Origin of the sequence: Burkholderia anthinoferrum, from assembly GCF_002925705.1 — a bacterium.
GTDB classification, from domain to species: Bacteria; Pseudomonadota; Gammaproteobacteria; order Burkholderiales; family Burkholderiaceae; genus Burkholderia; species Burkholderia semiarida.
On the sequence record NZ_LFZP01000008.1, the window covers coordinates 20,663 to 36,628 of the forward strand.

Annotated in this window: 12 protein-coding genes; 10 read left to right on the top strand and 2 right to left on the bottom strand. The window is 69.2% G+C overall.

The features are described from left to right. Positions 1 to 255: 255 nt before the first annotated feature. From tauA to C5F75_RS03145, 3 genes are read left to right on the top strand one after another with little or no spacing between them, the layout of a single operon-like run. Positions 256 to 1,272, top strand: a complete 1,017-nt coding sequence (tauA, locus tag C5F75_RS03135; RefSeq protein WP_104011866.1) for a taurine ABC transporter substrate-binding protein — start codon at positions 256 to 258, stop codon at positions 1,270 to 1,272. A 40-nt stretch (positions 1,273 to 1,312) separates the two neighbouring features. After that, complete coding sequence (locus tag C5F75_RS03140; protein WP_059576019.1) at positions 1,313 to 2,110, top strand: taurine ABC transporter ATP-binding protein; 798 nt, start codon at positions 1,313 to 1,315, stop codon at positions 2,108 to 2,110. Continuing rightward, entirely contained in the window at positions 2,110 to 3,078 is a 969-nt protein-coding gene (locus C5F75_RS03145; protein ID WP_060312449.1) for an ABC transporter permease subunit, read from the top strand. Before C5F75_RS03140 ends, C5F75_RS03145 begins: the two co-directional genes overlap by 1 nt. A 56-nt stretch (positions 3,079 to 3,134) precedes the next feature. On the opposite strand, the gene ggt is transcribed toward C5F75_RS03145, so the two are convergent. Next, positions 3,135 to 5,012 (bottom strand): gamma-glutamyltransferase, encoded by a 1,878-nt coding sequence (gene ggt / locus C5F75_RS03150; protein ID WP_104011867.1) that lies wholly within the window; start codon positions 5,010 to 5,012, stop codon positions 3,135 to 3,137. Between the two features lie 95 nt (positions 5,013 to 5,107). Beyond that, a complete protein-coding gene (locus C5F75_RS03155) occupies positions 5,108 to 6,070 on the bottom strand; it encodes a LysR family transcriptional regulator (RefSeq protein WP_059576029.1) in 963 nt (320 codons plus the stop codon). Positions 6,071 to 6,333: 263 nt separating this feature from the next. Here C5F75_RS03155 and C5F75_RS03160 point away from each other — a divergent pair, with 263 nt between their 5' ends. The 7 genes from C5F75_RS03160 to C5F75_RS03190 all read left to right on the top strand — a co-directional run bounded on the left by C5F75_RS03160 (position 6,334) and on the right by C5F75_RS03190 (position 15,962). Beyond that, entirely contained in the window at positions 6,334 to 8,475 is a 2,142-nt protein-coding gene (locus tag C5F75_RS03160; RefSeq protein ID WP_104011868.1) for a 3-hydroxyacyl-CoA dehydrogenase NAD-binding domain-containing protein, read from the top strand. A 29-nt stretch (positions 8,476 to 8,504) separates the two neighbouring features. Beyond that, positions 8,505 to 9,701: an acyl-CoA dehydrogenase family protein gene (locus tag C5F75_RS03165; RefSeq protein WP_104011869.1), complete on the top strand. Its 1,197-nt coding sequence runs from the start codon at positions 8,505 to 8,507 to the stop codon at positions 9,699 to 9,701. 14 nt (positions 9,702 to 9,715) lie between these two features. Beyond that, the gene (locus tag C5F75_RS03170; RefSeq protein ID WP_089465298.1) at positions 9,716 to 10,861 is read left to right on the top strand and encodes an acyl-CoA dehydrogenase family protein; all 1,146 of its coding nucleotides are present in this window, start codon (positions 9,716 to 9,718) and stop codon (positions 10,859 to 10,861) included. A 29-nt stretch (positions 10,862 to 10,890) separates the two neighbouring features. Beyond that, positions 10,891 to 12,096, top strand: coding sequence for a CaiB/BaiF CoA transferase family protein (locus C5F75_RS03175; RefSeq protein WP_060966608.1), 1,206 nt, complete (start codon positions 10,891 to 10,893; stop codon positions 12,094 to 12,096). A 202-nt stretch (positions 12,097 to 12,298) separates the two neighbouring features. Next, positions 12,299 to 12,604 (top strand): DUF485 domain-containing protein, encoded by a 306-nt coding sequence (locus C5F75_RS03180; protein ID WP_059576041.1) that lies wholly within the window; start codon positions 12,299 to 12,301, stop codon positions 12,602 to 12,604. A gap of 11 nt (positions 12,605 to 12,615) precedes the next feature. Then, the gene (locus C5F75_RS03185; RefSeq protein WP_104011885.1) at positions 12,616 to 14,301 is read left to right on the top strand and encodes a cation acetate symporter; all 1,686 of its coding nucleotides are present in this window, start codon (positions 12,616 to 12,618) and stop codon (positions 14,299 to 14,301) included. 368 nt (positions 14,302 to 14,669) lie between these two features. Further along, positions 14,670 to 15,962 (top strand): dicarboxylate/amino acid:cation symporter, encoded by a 1,293-nt coding sequence (locus tag C5F75_RS03190; RefSeq protein ID WP_059576044.1) that lies wholly within the window; start codon positions 14,670 to 14,672, stop codon positions 15,960 to 15,962. Positions 15,963 to 15,966: the final 4 nt, after the last annotated feature.

The following is a 15,966-nucleotide window of genomic DNA, read 5'->3' on the forward strand; positions in this document are numbered from 1 at the left end:
GCCGCGCTCGCGTCCATCGGCAGAAGTCCCGCAATTCACAAAGCCCGCAGCGATGCGGGCTTTTTCGTTGGCGCGGCGGTTATCCGTGCCTGCGCACGGCAATCGTTACCCGACCGGACGCGCAATCCGGTCGAGCATGAAAAGCAAAGCTGAAACGGCATCGATAGCTTCGCAGGATAAGTTCGCTCCCGCCGCGCGCAAAGCCCGTAAAGTCGGCTCTCCCGTAGCAATGCCCGTATTCCGAAGGAGAGCCGCATGTTCCGTTTCAGCTTCGTCCGCCGCGCCGTCGTCGCGCTGACCGCCTTTGCCGCGCTCGGCGCGGCGCACGCCGAATCGCGCGAGGTCGTGATCGCGTACCAGGACATGGTCGTGCCGTGGCGCTACGCGCAGGCGAGCGGTGAAGTCGAAAAGGCGACCGGCTACAAGGTCACGTTCCGCAAGCTCGACAGCGGCGCCGACGTGATCCGCGCGCTCGCGTCGGGCTCCGTGCAGCTCGGGGAAGCCGGGTCGAGCCCGATCGCGGCCGGCCTGTCGCAGGGGCTCGACATCTCGCTGTTCTGGGTGCTCGACAACATCAACGACGCCGAGGCGCTCGTCGCGCGCAACGGCTCGGGCGTCACGAGCATCGCGGCGCTGAAGGGCAAGAAGATCGGCGTGCCGTTCGTGTCGACGTCGCATTTCCATACGCTCGTCGCGCTGCAGGCCGCGGGCGTCAATCCGAACGACGTGAAGATCGTCAATCTGCGCCCGCCCGAAGTCGCGGCCGCATGGACGCGCGGCGACATCGACGCGACCTATATCTGGGATCCGGTGCTCGCGAAGGTCAAGCAGTCGGGCACCGTGCTGACGACGTCCGGCCAGGTGGCGAAAGAAAGTGGCAAGGCGACCTTCGACGGCTTCGTCGTGAGCCGCAAGTTCGCGCGCGAGAACCCCGAGTTCGTCACGCGTTTCGTGAAGGTGCTCGCGGCGGCGGACGCCGACTACCGCGCGCATGCGGCGGCGTGGAAGGTCGGCTCGCCGCAGGTCGCGGCGGTCGCGAAGGTGTCCGGCGCGAACGCGCAGGACGTGCCGGCCAGCCTCGCGCTCTACGCGTTCCCGACGGCGGCCGAGCAGGCATCGCCGACGTGGCTCGGCGGCGGCGCGCAATCGGGCGCCGCGAAGTCGCTCGCGGCCACGGCCACGTTCCTCAAATCGCAAGGCACGATCCAGACGGTGCTCGCCGACTATTCGGTGGGCGTCGATCCGCAGTTCGTGCAGAAGGCCGCGCGCTGAGCGCGGCCGTTCAGCCCACTCGTCGCGGAGCCCTTCGATCATGAGCACGCTGGAAGTCCGTCAGGTATCGGTCGCCTACCCGGGCGAGCGCGGCAGGCCGACGACGCAGGCGCTCGCGCGCGTCGACCTGCGCATCGATGCCGGTGAATTCGTCGTCGCGCTCGGTGCATCCGGGTGCGGAAAGACGACGCTGCTCAACTGCATGGCCGGTTTCGTCGCGCCGACGACGGGCGACGTGCGTGTCGACGGCGTGCCGGTCACGGGCCCCGGCGCCGATCGCGGCGTCGTGTTCCAGAAATACGCGCTGCTGCCGTGGCTCGACGTGCTCGACAACGTCGCGCTCGGGCTGCGCTTCGCGCGCGTGCCGAAGGCCGAGCGCGAAGCGCGGGCGCGCGAGATGCTCGCGCTCGTCGGCCTCGAGCGTCATGCGCATGCGCGCGTGTACGAGCTGTCGGGCGGGATGCAGCAGCGCGTCGGCATCGCGCGTGCGCTCGCGAGCGACCCGCGCGTGCTGCTGATGGACGAGCCGATGGGCGCGCTCGACGCGATGACGCGCGGCACGATGCAGGCGCTCGTGCTCGACGTGTGGGCGCGCACCGGCAAGACGGTGTTCTTCATCACGCACGACGTGGAGGAGGCGTTGTTCCTCGCGACGCGTCTCGTCGTGATGACGCCGGGCCCCGGCCGCATCGCAGAAACCTTCGCGCTGCCGTTCGCTCGGCGTTACGTCGAATCGCGCGATGCGCGCGCGGTGAAGTCGTCGCCGGAATTCATCGGCTGGCGCGAGCGGCTGATCGCGTATCTGCATCGCGACGACGCAGTCGCGGAGCCCGCGTGATGAGCGAGCTCGCGCGACACGGCGTGGCCGTCGGGCGCGGCCGGAACAGCACTTTGCACAGGCAGGACGACATGAGCACGCAGGATTCCTGGGCGGCCGATCGCGCGCCCGCCGATTTCGAAGAACGGGATGCGCGCGCGGCGCAGCGGCGCCACGCGGCGCGTCCTGCACGCCCATCGCACCGCTACCGGTTGCCGGGGCAAGGGAAAACGGCCGCGCTCAGCACGGCGACGATCGCGGCGCTGGCCGTGCTGTGGTGGGTCGCGACGCATCTGCAGTGGCTGCCGCCGCTGTTCCTGCCCGCGCCGGAAGCCGTGTGGACCGCGTTCGTCGACGCGTGGCACGGCCGTATCCAGGGCGGCCTGCCGCTGTCCGACCATCTGTTGTGGAGTGCCGCGCGCGTGTTCGGCGCGTTCGTGCTCGCGACCGCGATCGGCGTGCCGGCCGGCATCCTGATGGGCGTGAGCCGCATCGCGCGCGGCGTGCTCGATCCGCTGCTGGAGTTCTATCGGCCGCTGCCGCCGCTCGCCTATCTGCCGCTCGTCGTGATCTGGTTCGGCATCGACGAGACGGCGAAACTCGTCGTGATCTTCCTCGCGTGCTTCGCGCCGATCGCGATGGCCGCGCGCGCCGGCGTGCGCGCGGCGACGGTCGAGCAGATCAACGCCGCGTATTCGCTCGGCGGCAGCTTCGCGCAGATCGTGCGCCACGTGGTGCTGCCCGCCGCGCTGCCGGAGATCCTCACCGGGCTGCGGATCGCGATCGGGTTCGGCTGGACGACGCTCGTCGCGGCCGAGATGGTCGCCGCGACGGCCGGGCTCGGGCAGATGGTGCTCAACGCATCGAGCTTCCTGCGCACCGACATCGTCGTGATGGGCATCCTGATCATCGGCGCGATCGCGTGGCTGTTCGATCTCGCGATGCGCTGGGTCGAGCGGCGGGTGGTGCCGTGGAAGGGGAGAGGGTGACGTCACACTGACGGCACGGGCAACGAGCGCGTACGCGCCGCCCGTGCCTGTCGCGCTCATTCCCCCATCGCGATCCCTTCCCGCCGCGGATCGGCCCCGCCGAACCACACCGTCTGCCCCTGCACGTTCAGCCGCTGGATGCCCTGCAGCCCCGAGTTCATCTCGACGACCCGCACGTCGTGCCCGCGGCCCTTCAGCCCGTCGGCGAGCGCGTCCGACACGCGGCCGCGTTCGAGCTGCGTCGGCCCGTTCATCGACCCGAAGTTCGGCAGCGCGATCGCCTGCTGCATCGTCATGCCCCAGTCGAGCACGCCGACCAGCGTCTTCGCGACGTGATTGATGATCGCGGGGCCGCCGGCCGAGCCGACGATCATCGTCACCTGCTTCGTCTTCTTGTCGAACACGAGTTCCGGCGACATCGCCGAGCGCGGCCGCTTGCCCGGCTGCACGCGGTTGGCGACCGGCCGGCCGTTGTCGCTCGACACGAACGAGAAATCGGTCAACTGGTTGTTCAGCATGAAGCCGCGCACCATCAGCCGCGAGCCGAACGCATCCTCGATGCTGGTCGTCATCGACAGCGCCTGCCCGTAGCGGTCGACGATCGCGATGTCGGACGTCGACGGCAATTCGGGGCTGCGGTCGTCGGCCAGCGCGAGCGTCGCGCCCTGCGGCGTGCCGGCCTGCGCGACGCCCATGCTGGTGTCGCCGATCAGCCGCGCACGCTGCGCGAGATAGGCCTTGTCGGTGAGGCTCGCCCAGTTGCCGCCCGGCAGCGGCACGAAATCGGGATCGGCGACGTAGCGCGCGCGGTCCGCATACGCGAGGCGCCCGGCCTCGCTGAACAGATGCGCGGCGAACGGCGTCGGCTCGTAGCCGACTTCGTTGCGCACCGGCTTCTGCGCGCCGATCTGCTGCCAGTCGGGCATCGCCTCGAGCATGCCGAGCATCTGCGCGATCGCGAGGCCGCCCGACGACGGCGGCGGCATTCCGCACACGACCGAGCGCCGGTAGTCGGCGCACAGCGGCGCACGCACCTTCGCCTGGTAGCGCGCGAGATCCTGCAGCGACAGCAGCCCCGGGTTGCTCGGGTGCTTGCGTACCTTCGCGACGATGTCGCGCGCGATCGCGCCGTTGTAGAACGCGTTCGCGCCGCGGTCGGCGACCTGACGCAGCACGGTCGCGAGCGCCGGGTTCTTCAGCACCGTGCCGGCGGCCTTCGGCGTGCCGTCGGCGTTGTAGAAATAGGCGCGGGCCGCCGGATCGTTCTTCAGGTACCTGTCGTTCGCGATCAGCATCGCCAGGCGCGGGCTGATCGTGAAGCCGCGCTCGGCGAGCCGGATGGCCGGCTGGAACAGCCGCCGCCACGGCAGCTTGCCGTGCGCGCGGTGCGCGGCGTCGAGCATGCGCAGCACGCCCGGCGTGCCGACCGAGCGTCCGCCGACGACGCCTTCGTAGAAACTCATCGGCTGGCCGGTCGGCCCGTAGAAGAGGCGCTCGGTCGCGGCGGCCGGCGCGGTTTCGCGGCCGTCGTACGCCTGCGTCGCCTTGCCGTCGAAGTACAGCATGAACGCGCCGCCGCCGATGCCCGACGATTGCGGCTCGACGAGCGCGAGCACCATCTGCGTCGCGATCGCCGCGTCGATCGCGGTGCCGCCCGCCTTCAGCATGTCGTAGCCGGCCTGCGTCGCGAGCGGGTTCGCGGCCGCGATCATGAAGTGCTGCGAGGTCCAGCCCGGCTTGTCGGTCCAGCCGGACGACAGCTCGGGCGCGTGGAAGCCGGGCAGCGGCACGGCCGCGCCCGATGCGGCGGCGACGGGCACCACCGCGCTGGACGACGGCGCGGACGGGGACGTGCAGCCGGCGCCGAACGTGACGAGCGCGACGGCGGCAGCGAGCGTCCAGGGACGCGAATGCGGACGAATCCGGTCGAACATTGAACCCTCGGCGGCAGTGAATTCGAACGAGACGGCGGCGTTGATGTTGACGTTGAGGTCGGCGCGGGCGCAACGGCGCTGCCCGCCCCGGCGCGCTATTGTCGCCGTGCGCCCGGCGGCTTGTCATCCGACAGGAAACCCTGACGCATCGCGCCGGGCCCGCCCCGGCCGGTCTTTCCGGCCTGTTCGAGGATGAACTCTATGAACGTGGCGGTGGCGCGCGTGTGGTGGCGGTTCGGCATGTACAGCATGTACATGTGCGTGCCGAAGATACTGAGCCGGTATGCGTCGAGCGACGTGACGACGGTGCCGTGCCGCAGGTCGTCCTGCATCACGTAGTCGGGCACGATGCCGACGCCGATCCCCGCGAGGATCGCCTGGCGCAGGAAGAGGAAGTTCTCCGAAATCAGCGTCGGTTCGAGCAGCACCTCGTGGCGCTCGTCGCCGAGATACGCGGCGATCCGCAACTGCCGGCCGAGCACCGTCGCGGTGACGACCGGCGCGGCGGCCAGCGCGCCGAGCGTCGCGGGCATCCCGTGCGCGGCCGCGAACGCGGGCGACGCGCACGCGACGTAGCGCACCGCGCCCATGTCGCGCGCGACGAGGTTCTGCGGCGGCTCCGACATCACGCGGATCGCGATGTCGACTTCGTCGCGCATCAGGTCTTCCACGCGATTCTCGAACACCACGTCGAGCACGATGCCCGGATGCAGCCGCTTGAACGCGAGCAGCCACTCGGACATCACCATCTGCCCATAGCCGCTCGGCACCGACAGCCGCACGCGGCCCTGCAGGTCCTGCCCGAGCGTCGTCACCGATTCCTGCGCGGCCAGCAATTCGTTGCGGATGCGCCGGCCATGCTCGTACAGCTTGAGCCCGATCTCGGTCGGTTCGATGCGCCGCGTCGTGCGCCGCACGAGCTGCTGGCCGATCGAGCGTTCGAGCTGGTTCAGCCGGTAGCTGACGTTCGCCCGGCTCATCTTGAGCCGCTGCGCGGCCTTGCTGAGATTGCCCGCGTCGAGGATCTCGACGAGCAGCGTCAGCGCGTTCAGGTCCATCCGGGGGTCTCCTGATCCGTCCCGCTTAAAGGGCCGAAACAACGGGCCGAAACGGTTCGAAAGCATTCAATGTCAAGTCGGACTTGACAGCTTGTAAAGGCGCGCGGGAATTGTCAATGAATCTCGATCAATCGAGAATCGAGTCATGCCCGGCAACCACGCCGGACCGTTTCCCGCCGCGCGGGACCCCGCTCGCGAACCGGCGTCGCCCGCCGACCCGGCGGCCGGTCCCGCCCGCCCGGCGCACCGCACCCGGAGACACGATGAATTCACCCGCTTCCCCCGAAACATCCGCCACCGCCACCGGCACCGTCACGCGCGAACGGCGCGACAAGGTGCTCGTCGTCACGATCGATCACCCGCCCGTCAACGCGTTGTCCGCCGACGTGCGGCGCGGCCTCGCCGACGCGATCGACGCCGCGCAGGCCGACGACGCGATCCGCGCGGTGCTGATCGTCGGCGCCGGCCGCAACTTCATCGCGGGCGCCGACATCCGCGAATTCGGCAAGCCGCCCGTGCCGCCGTCGCTGCCCGACGTGTGCGAGCGGATCGAATCGGGCGCGAAGCCGGTCGTGGTCGCGCTGCACGGCGCGACGCTCGGCGGCGGCCTCGAGGTCGCGCTGGCCGCGCATTACCGGCTCGCGGTGCCCGGTGCGAAGCTCGGGCTGCCCGAAGTGACGCTCGGCCTGCTGCCCGGCGCGGGCGGCACGCAGCGCGCGCCGCGCCTGATCGGCGCGAAGGCCGCGCTCGACCTGATGCTGACGGGCCGCCATGCGAGCGCCGAGGAAGCGCTCGCGCTCGGCCTCGTCGATCGCATCGCGCACAGCGACGACACGCTCGCCGAAGGGCTCGCCTATGCGCAGGAACTCGTGTCGCTCGGCGCGCCGGTGCGCCGCACGCGCGACGCGCAGGGCCTGGCCGACCGCGCGGCCGCGCAGGCCGCGATCGATGCGGCGCGCGCGGAATTGCCGAAGAAGTCGCGTGGCCTTTTCTCGCCGGCGAAGATCGTCGACGCGGTCGAGGCCGCGCTCACGCAGTCGTTCGACGCGGGGATGAAGCTCGAACGCGGCCTGTTCCTGCAGTGCGTCGACAGCCCGCAGCGCGCGGGCCTCGTTCATGCGTTCTTCGCGGAACGCGAGGCGGCGAAGGCGCCCGAGGCGCGGCACGCGAGCGCACGGCCGGTCGAGCGGATCGGCGTGGTCGGCGGCGGCACGATGGGCGCGGGCATCGCGGTCGCGGCGCTCGACGCCGGGCTGCCGGTGACGATGATCGAGCGCGACGAAGCGTCGCTCGCGCGCGGCCGGGCGCACGTCGAGAAGGTGTACGACGGCCTCGTCGCGAAAGGGCGGATGACGCCGGCCGCGCACGCGGCGCGCCTCGCGCGCTTCAAGGGCAGCACGTCGTACGACGCGCTCGCGCAGGCCGACGTCGTGATCGAGGCCGTATTCGAGGACATGGCCGTGAAGCAGGCGGTGTTCGCCGAACTCGCCCGCGTGTGCAAGCCGGGCGCGGTGCTCGCGACCAACACGTCGTATCTCGACATCGACGCGCTCGCCGCGAGCATCGACCGGCCGGCCGACGTGATCGGCCTGCATTTCTTCTCGCCGGCCAACGTGATGAAGCTGCTCGAGATCGTCGTGCCGGCGCGCGTGAGCGCGGACGTCGTCGCGACCGCGTTCGCGCTGGCCAAGCAACTGAAGAAGACGCCGGTGCGCGCGGGCGTGTGCGACGGCTTCATCGGCAACCGGATCCTCGCCGTCTACCGGACGGCGGCCGACTATCTGATGGAAGACGGCGCGTCGCCGTACCAGATCGATCGCGCGGTGCGCGGGTTCGGCTTCCCGATGGGTCCGTTCCAGGTGGTCGACCTCGCGGGCGGCGACATCGGCTGGGCGACCCGCAAGCGCCGCGCGGCGACGCGCGATCCGAACGCGCGCTACGTGGAGATTTCCGACCGGCTGTGCGAGCGCGGCTGGTTCGGGCAGAAGACCGGCCGCGGCTACTACCTGTATCCGGACGGCGCGCGCGTCGGCACGCCCGACCCGGAAGTCGACGCGATCGTCGCGGAAGAACGCGCGAAGAAGGGCATCACGCCGCGCACGTTCACCGATGAAGAAATCGTGCGCCGCTACCTCGCCGCGATGATCAACGAAGGCGCGAACGTCGTGCACGAGAAGATCGCGCTGCGCCCGCTCGACGTCGACGCGGTGTTCCTGTACGGCTACGGCTTCCCGCGCTATCGCGGCGGCCCGATGCACTACGCGGACACGGTCGGCCTCGCGAACGTGCTCGCCGATATCCGCGCGTTCGCGAACGAAGATCCGCTGTTCTGGAAGCCGTCGCCGCTGCTCGTCGATCTCGTCGCGCGCGGCGCGGATTTCGCGAGCCTGAACCGCATCGACTGAACGCCCACCGCATCCGCAACGGACCTACGATGAACCTCGATTTCACTCCCGAAGAGGAAGCGTTCCGCACCGAAGTGCAGCGCTTCCTGCAAGCCGAACTGCCCGAGCGCATCGCGCGCAAGGTGAAGGGCGGCCTGCACTTGACGCGCGACGACATGCGCGAATGGCACGCCATCCTCAACGCGCGCGGCTGGCTCGCGAGCCATTGGCCGCGCGAATACGGCGGCCCCGGCTGGAGCGTCGCGCAGAAGTTCCTGTTCGACAACGAATGCGCGCTCGCCGGCGCGCCGCGCATCGTGCCGTTCGGCGTGAACATGCTCGGCCCCGTGCTGATCAAGTACGGCAGCGACGCGCAGAAGCTTCACTGGCTGCCGCGCATTCTCGACGGCACCGACTGGTGGTGCCAGGGCTACTCGGAGCCGGGCGCCGGGTCCGATCTCGCGTCGGTGAAGACCACCGCGGTACGCCACGGCGATCACTACGTCGTGAACGGCCAGAAGACATGGACCACGCTCGGCCACTACGCGAACATGATCTTCTGCCTCGTGCGCACCGCGACCGACGTGCGCAAGCAGGAAGGCATCAGCTTCCTGCTGATCGACATGAACGCGCCGGGCGTCGAGGTCCGCCCGATCATCACGCTCGACGGCGAGCACGAGGTGAACGAGGTCTTCTTCACCGACGTGCGCGTGCCGGTGGAGAACCTGGTCGGCGAGGAGAACCGCGGCTGGACCTACGCGAAATATCTGCTCACGTACGAGCGCACCAACATCGCGGGGATCGGCTTCTCGACCGCCGCGCTCGACCGGCTGCGCGCGGTGGCCGCGAAGGTCATGAAGAACGGCCGGCCGCTCGCCGACGATCCGTTCTTCGCGGCGCGCGTCGCACGCGTCGAGATCGAGCTGGAAAACATGCGCACGACCAACCTGCGCGTGCTGGCTGCGGTCGCGGGCGGCGGCGTGCCGGGTGCGGAAAGCTCGATGCTGAAGATTCGCGGCACGCAGATCCGCCAGGAGATCGCCGCGCTGATGCGGCGCGCGATGGGGCCGTATGCGCAGCCGTTCGTCGATGAAGCGCTCGATGCCGATTACGACGGCGAACCGGTCGGCCCTGAAGAAGCCGCGAGCGCCGCGCAGCAGTATTTCAACAACCGGAAGCTGTCGATCTTCGGCGGCTCGAACGAGATCCAGAAGAACATCATCGCGAAGATGATGCTCGGGCTGTGACGAGGGACGCGACGATGGATTTCCAGCACACAGAAGACCGCCGGATGCTGGCGGACACGTTGAACCGCTTCATCGCCGAACAGTACGCGTTCCCGGTGCGCGACCGCATCGCGCAGTCGGCTGAAGGCTTCGACCGCGCGATGTGGCGGCGCTTCGCCGAACTCGGTACGGTCGGCGCGCTGTTCGCCGAAGCCGACGGCGGCTTCGGCGGCGCGGGCTTCGACATCGCCGTGGTGTTCGAATGCCTCGGGCGCGGGCTCGTCGTCGAGCCGTTCCTCGGCGCGCTACTCGCGGGCCGTGCGCTCGCGCTCGCCGGCGGCGACGCGCATCGCGAGCGGCTCGCCGCGCTGATCGACGGCAGCGCGAGCGCCGCGTTCGCGCACGACGAACCGGGCTCGCATTACGAGCTGACGACCGTGCGCACACGCGCCGAACGTGCGGGCGACGGCTGGGTGCTGACGGGCGCGAAGGGCGTCGTCGACCAGGCCGCGCAGGCGGCGTTCTTCGTCGTCAGCGCGCGCGTGTCGGGGCGCGACGACGATGCGGCCGGCATCGGCCTGTTCGTCGTGCCGGCCGATGCGCCGGGCGTGTCGCTGCGCGATTACAGGAAGATCGACGGCGGCCGCGCGGCCGAAGTGCGCTTCGAGCGCGTCGCGTTGCCTGCCGACGCCGCGCTCGGCGCGCTGGATGCGCTCGACGGCGAAGCGGGCGCCGAGTTGCTCGAGCGCGTGCTCGGCTACGGGCTGCTCGCGCTGTCGGCGGAAGCGCTCGGCGCGATGGACGTCGCGAAGGCGCACACGCTCGACTACCTGCGCACGCGCAAGCAGTTCGGGATGCCGATCGGCAGCTTCCAGGCGCTGCAGCACCGGATGGCCGATCTGCTGCTCGAAGTCGAGCAGGCGCGCTCGGCCGTGATCAACGCGGCCGCGCAGCTCGATGCGCCGCGCGTGGTGCGCGAGCGCGCGCTCGCCGCGGCGAAGTACAGCGTTGGCCGGATCGGCACGCTCGTCGCCGAGGAAAGCATTCAGCTGCACGGCGGGATCGGGATGACGTGGGAGCTGCCGCTGTCGCATTACGCGAAGCGTCTCGTGATGATCGATCACCAGCTCGGCGACGAGGATCACCACCTCGCGCGCTACATCGCGCTGTCGAAACAATAAGCGGCGAAACGCGAATGGAGGAGACAAGGATGACGAACGACACGCGCGCGCTGCCGCTGGCCGGCGTGAAGGTGCTCGATTTCTCGCGCGTGCTCGCGGGTCCGTGGTGCGCGATGGTGCTCGCCGATTTCGGCGCGGAGGTGATCAAGGTCGAGCATCCGGCGCGCGGCGACGATACGCGCGACTGGGGGCTGCGGATCGGCGACACCGAAACCACCTATTTCAACAGCGTGAACCGCAGCAAGCGGTCGATCTGCGTCGACCTGCAGACGGAAGCCGGCCGGCGCATCGCGCGCGAGCTGGCCGCGCAGGCCGACGTGGTGATCCACAACTTCAAGTGCGGCGGCGCGGAGAAGCTCGGGCTCGGCTACGACGCGCTGGCCGAACTGAATCCGCGGCTCGTGCATTGCGCGATCTCCGGCTACGACCGCTCCGGCCCGGAGGCCGCGCGGCCCGGCTACGACCTCGTCGTGCAGGGCGAGGCCGGGCTGATGGCGCTGAACGGCGAGGCCGGCCAGCCGCCGCTGAAGTTCGGCGTCGCGGCGGTCGACCTGTTCACCGGCATGTATTCGGCGCAGGCGATCCTCGCCGCGTTGTACGAACGCCATGCGACCGGGCGCGGGCGGCGCATCGAGATGGCGCTGTTCGACTGCGGGCTGATGATCACCGCGTACTACGGGCTCGACGCGCTGCTGATGGGCGCGGACCCGCCGCGCTACGGCAACGCGCATCCGTCGATCGTGCCGTACGGCGTGTTCGACGCGGCCGACGGTCCGCTCGTGATCACGGTCGGCAACAACACGCAGTTCGCACGCTTTTGCGACGCGATCGAGCGGCCCGATCTCGCGGCGGACGAACGCTACAGGACCAACCTCGGCCGCTCGGAGAATCGCGCCGACCTGCTGCCCGAGATTCGTGGCGAACTCGCGCGCCGGTCGCGCGCGACGCTGCTGGCGGCGCTCGCCGAGGCGGGCATTCCGTGCGGCGAAGTGCTCGGATTACACGAAGCGCTGACGTCCGAACGCGCGACCCGCGCCGGGCTCGTCACGCGGCAGCCGCATCCGGTCGCGGGCGGCGTCGACGTGCTCGCGCCGCCGTACCGCTTCGACGGCGCGCGGCTGCCGGTGCGCGGCGCGCCGCCGGTGCTCGGCGCGGATACGGAGGCGGTGCTCGGCGGCTGGCTCGGGATGTCGGCGGAGGACGTCGCGCGGCTGCGGGCGGATCGCGTCGTGTAGATCGCTTGTTCCGCCGCGGCGCGGGCGGGGCAGTGGAGGCGCGCCGACCCTTCCACAAAACACCGCTCGCAATGACGAGCGGCCTTGCCGTGCGGGGACCTGAGTAAGTGCTAAAGCGCCAACCCAGGTCGACCGCGAAGCATGGGACCAGAGTAAGCGCTAAAGCGCTAAAGCGCTAACTCTGGTCGACACCGGAGACAACATGGAGCTTTCCGTCATCGAATCGGTCACGGCGCGCCGCGACTACCAGCAGCTCGTGCGCGCACGGCGCCGCTTCAGCTTCACGCTCACCGCGCTGATGATTGCTACGTACTACGGCTTCATCCTGCTCGTCGCGCTCGCGCCGCACGTGCTCGCCGCGCCGCTGTACCGCGGCGCGACGACGACGGTCGGGATCGCCGCGGGCGTCGCGATCATCCTGATCGCGATCGGCCTGACCGCGTGCTACGTGCTGCGCGCGAACCGTGCGTTCGACCGCCGCGTCGACGCGATCCTGCAACGTCCGTGACGGAGGCCGACATGCGATTCATTTCGAGCGCGCCCGTCGCGCTGGCCGTTCTCGTTGCCTCCACCGCCCATGCGACCGGCGTCGCCGGCCCGATGCCCGACAAGGTCGAGCTGAACCCGGTCGCGATCGCGATGTTCTTCGCGTTCGTGTTCGCGACGCTCGCGCTCACGCGCTGGGCCGCGCGCCGCACGCGCTCGACGCGCGATTTCTACACGGCCGGCGGCGGCATCACCGGGCTGCAGAACGGGCTCGCGATCGCGGGCGACTACATGTCGGCCGCGTCGTTCCTCGGGCTGTCGGGGATGGTGTTCATGTTCGGCTTCGACGGGCTGATCTACTCGATCGGCTTCCTGGTCGGCTGGCCGTTCGTGATGTTCCTGATCGCCGAGCCGCTGCGCAACCTCGGCAGGTTCACGTTCGTCGACGTCGTCGCGTATCGCTTCGCGCAGCGGCCGATCCGGCTGCTGACGTCCGCGAACGCGCTGACGATCGTCGTGCTGTACCTCGTCGTGCAGATGGTCGGCGCGGGCAAGCTGATCCAGTTGCTGTTCGGGCTGTCGTACGGCACGGCCGAGCTGATCGTCGGGGTGCTGATGGTCGTCTACGTATTCTTCGGCGGAATGACCGCGACCACCTGGGTGCAGGTGATCAAGGCCGTGCTGCTGCTCGCCGGCGCGACGCTGCTCGCGTGGCTCGCGCTCGGCGAATTCGGCTTCAGCATCGACGCGATGTTCCGCCGCGCGGTGGCCGTGCATCCGGGCGCGCTGTCGATCATGGGGCCCGGCAAGCTGATCCGCGACCCGGCCAACGCGCTGTCGCTCGGCATCGCGCTGATGTTCGGCACGGCCGGCTTCCCGCACATCCTGATGCGCTTCTTCACGGTGCCGAACGCGAAGGAGGCGCGCAAGTCGGTGCTGTACGCGACCGGCTTCATCGGCTACTTCTACCTGCTGACCTTCGTGATCGGCTTCTCGGCGATCGTGCTGCTCGCGCAGCATCCGGAGTTCTTCAAGCTCGGCGCGAACGGCACGTTCAACCTGACGCACGACCTGCTCGGCGGGTCGAACATGGTCGCGGTGAAGCTCGCGCAGGCGGTGGGTGGCAACTGGTTCTACGGGTTCATCGCGGCCGTCACGTTCGCGACGATCCTCGCGGTGGTCGCCGGGCTGACGCTCGCCGGTGCGACCACGATCTCGCACGATCTCTATGCGCAGATGTGGGCGCGCGGCAAGCCCGACGAGCGGCTGGAGATGCGCATTTCGCGCGCGGCGACGATCGGGCTGTCGGCTGTCGCGATCGCGCTGTCGATCCTGTTCGAGCACGTGAACGTCGCGTTCATGGTCGGGCTCGTCGCGGCCGTGGCCGCGAGCGCCAATTTCCCGGTGCTCGCGATGTCGATCTTCTGGCGCGGGATGACCACGCGCGGCGCGGTGCTCGGCGGCGGCCTCGGCCTCGCGTCGGCGGTCGCGCTCACGGTGCTGTCGAAGTCGGTGTGGGTCGACGTGCTGCACCACGCGCATGCGGCGGTGTTCCTCGACAATCCGGCGCTCGTGTCGGTGCCGCTCGCGTTCGTCGGGATCGTCGTCGGCTCGCTCCTGGATCGCGGCGAGCGCGCACGCCGCGAGCGCGACGCGTTCGCGCGGCAGGAGTTCTACGCGCAGACGGGCGTGCTCGCGAGCCGGGCCGTGCAGCACTGATTCGTCCGATGAAACGATGGATCCGTCCGGATCACCGGACGGATATTTTCCGGAAATCCGGAATACCGGATTTCCTTGCCTGCCGCATTATGAGAAATACAATGAAAACAACGGTTTGAGGGGTTCCTGAAACCTGGCATCGACCTTGCAATATAAAGCGCATGGCCGGCCCCCGGCCTGACTATTAAACCAAGGAGACAACCGATGACCAATGCCTTCCTCCCCCTCCGGATGTCCTGAGGCATCGCTTGTTGCGGCACGGCAGCCGCGCGGGCGAATGCCTTCGGGGGGGATTGCCCCCCGTTCTCATTCATCCCTGCGCGCGTGACGCCGTTTCCACCGGCTCATCTACTTCAGCAGGAACCATCGTGAAGAAGAAACCCTTCTACAAAGTGCTCTATGTGCAGGTGATCTTCGCCATCATCGTCGGCGTGATCCTCGGCCACTACTACCCGTCGATCGCCACCGACATGAAACCGCTCGGCGACGGCTTCATCAAGCTGATCAAGATGGTGATCGGCCCGATCATCTTCTGTACGGTCGTCACCGGCATCGCCGGCATGGAGGACATGAAGAAGGTCGGCCGCGTCGGCGGCAAGGCGCTGCTGTACTTCGAGATCGTGTCGACCTTCGCGCTGCTGCTCGGCCTCGCGGCCACGCACCTGCTGCGTCCGGGCGTCGGCTTCAACATCGATCCGGCGACGCTCGACGGCAAGGCCGTCGCGTCGTACGCGGCGAAGGCGCACGGGCAGTCGACGGTCGACTTCCTGATGCACATCATCCCGAACACGATGGTCGATGCGTTCGCGCAGGGTGAAATCCTGCAGATCCTGCTGATCGCGCTGCTGTTCGGCAGCGTGCTCGCGCACCTCGGCGAGCGCGGCAAGGTCGTGACCGACTTCATCGACGGCCTGACGCGCGTGCTGTTCGGCATCGTGCACATCGTCACGAAGCTGGCGCCGATCGGCGCGTTCGGCGCGATGGCGTTCACGATCGGCAAGTACGGCGTCGGCTCGCTGGTGCCGCTGCTCAAGCTGATCGGCACGTTCTACCTGACGTCGCTCGTGTTCGTGCTCGTCGTGCTCGGCGCGATCGCGCGCTTCACCGGCTTCTCGATCATCCGCTTCGTGTCGTACATCAAGGAAGAGCTGCTGATCGTGCTCGGCACGAGCTCGTCGGAAGCCGCGCTGCCGCAGCTGATGGAAAAGCTCGAGAAGGCCGGCTGCTCGCGTTCGGTCGTCGGCCTCGTCGTGCCGACCGGCTATTCGTTCAACCTCGACGGCACCAACATCTACATGACGATGGCCGTGCTGTTCATCGCGCAGGCGACCAACATCGAGCTGACGTGGATGCAGCAGCTCACGCTGCTGGCCGTCGCGATGCTCACGTCGAAGGGCGCGAGCGGCGTGACGGGCGCGGGCTTCATCACGCTCGCCGCGACGCTGGCCGTCGTGCCGACGATCCCGCTGTCGGGCATGGTGCTGATCCTCGGCATCGACCGCTTCATGAGCGAATGCCGCGCGCTGACCAACATCGTCGGCAACGGCGTGGCGACGGTCGTCGTGTCGGCGTGGGAGAAGGAGCTCGACCGCAACAAGCTGCGCCAGGCGCTGAAGGGCGGCGGCGAAGTCGCGCCGACCGAGACGACGGCCGGCGTCTGACGGC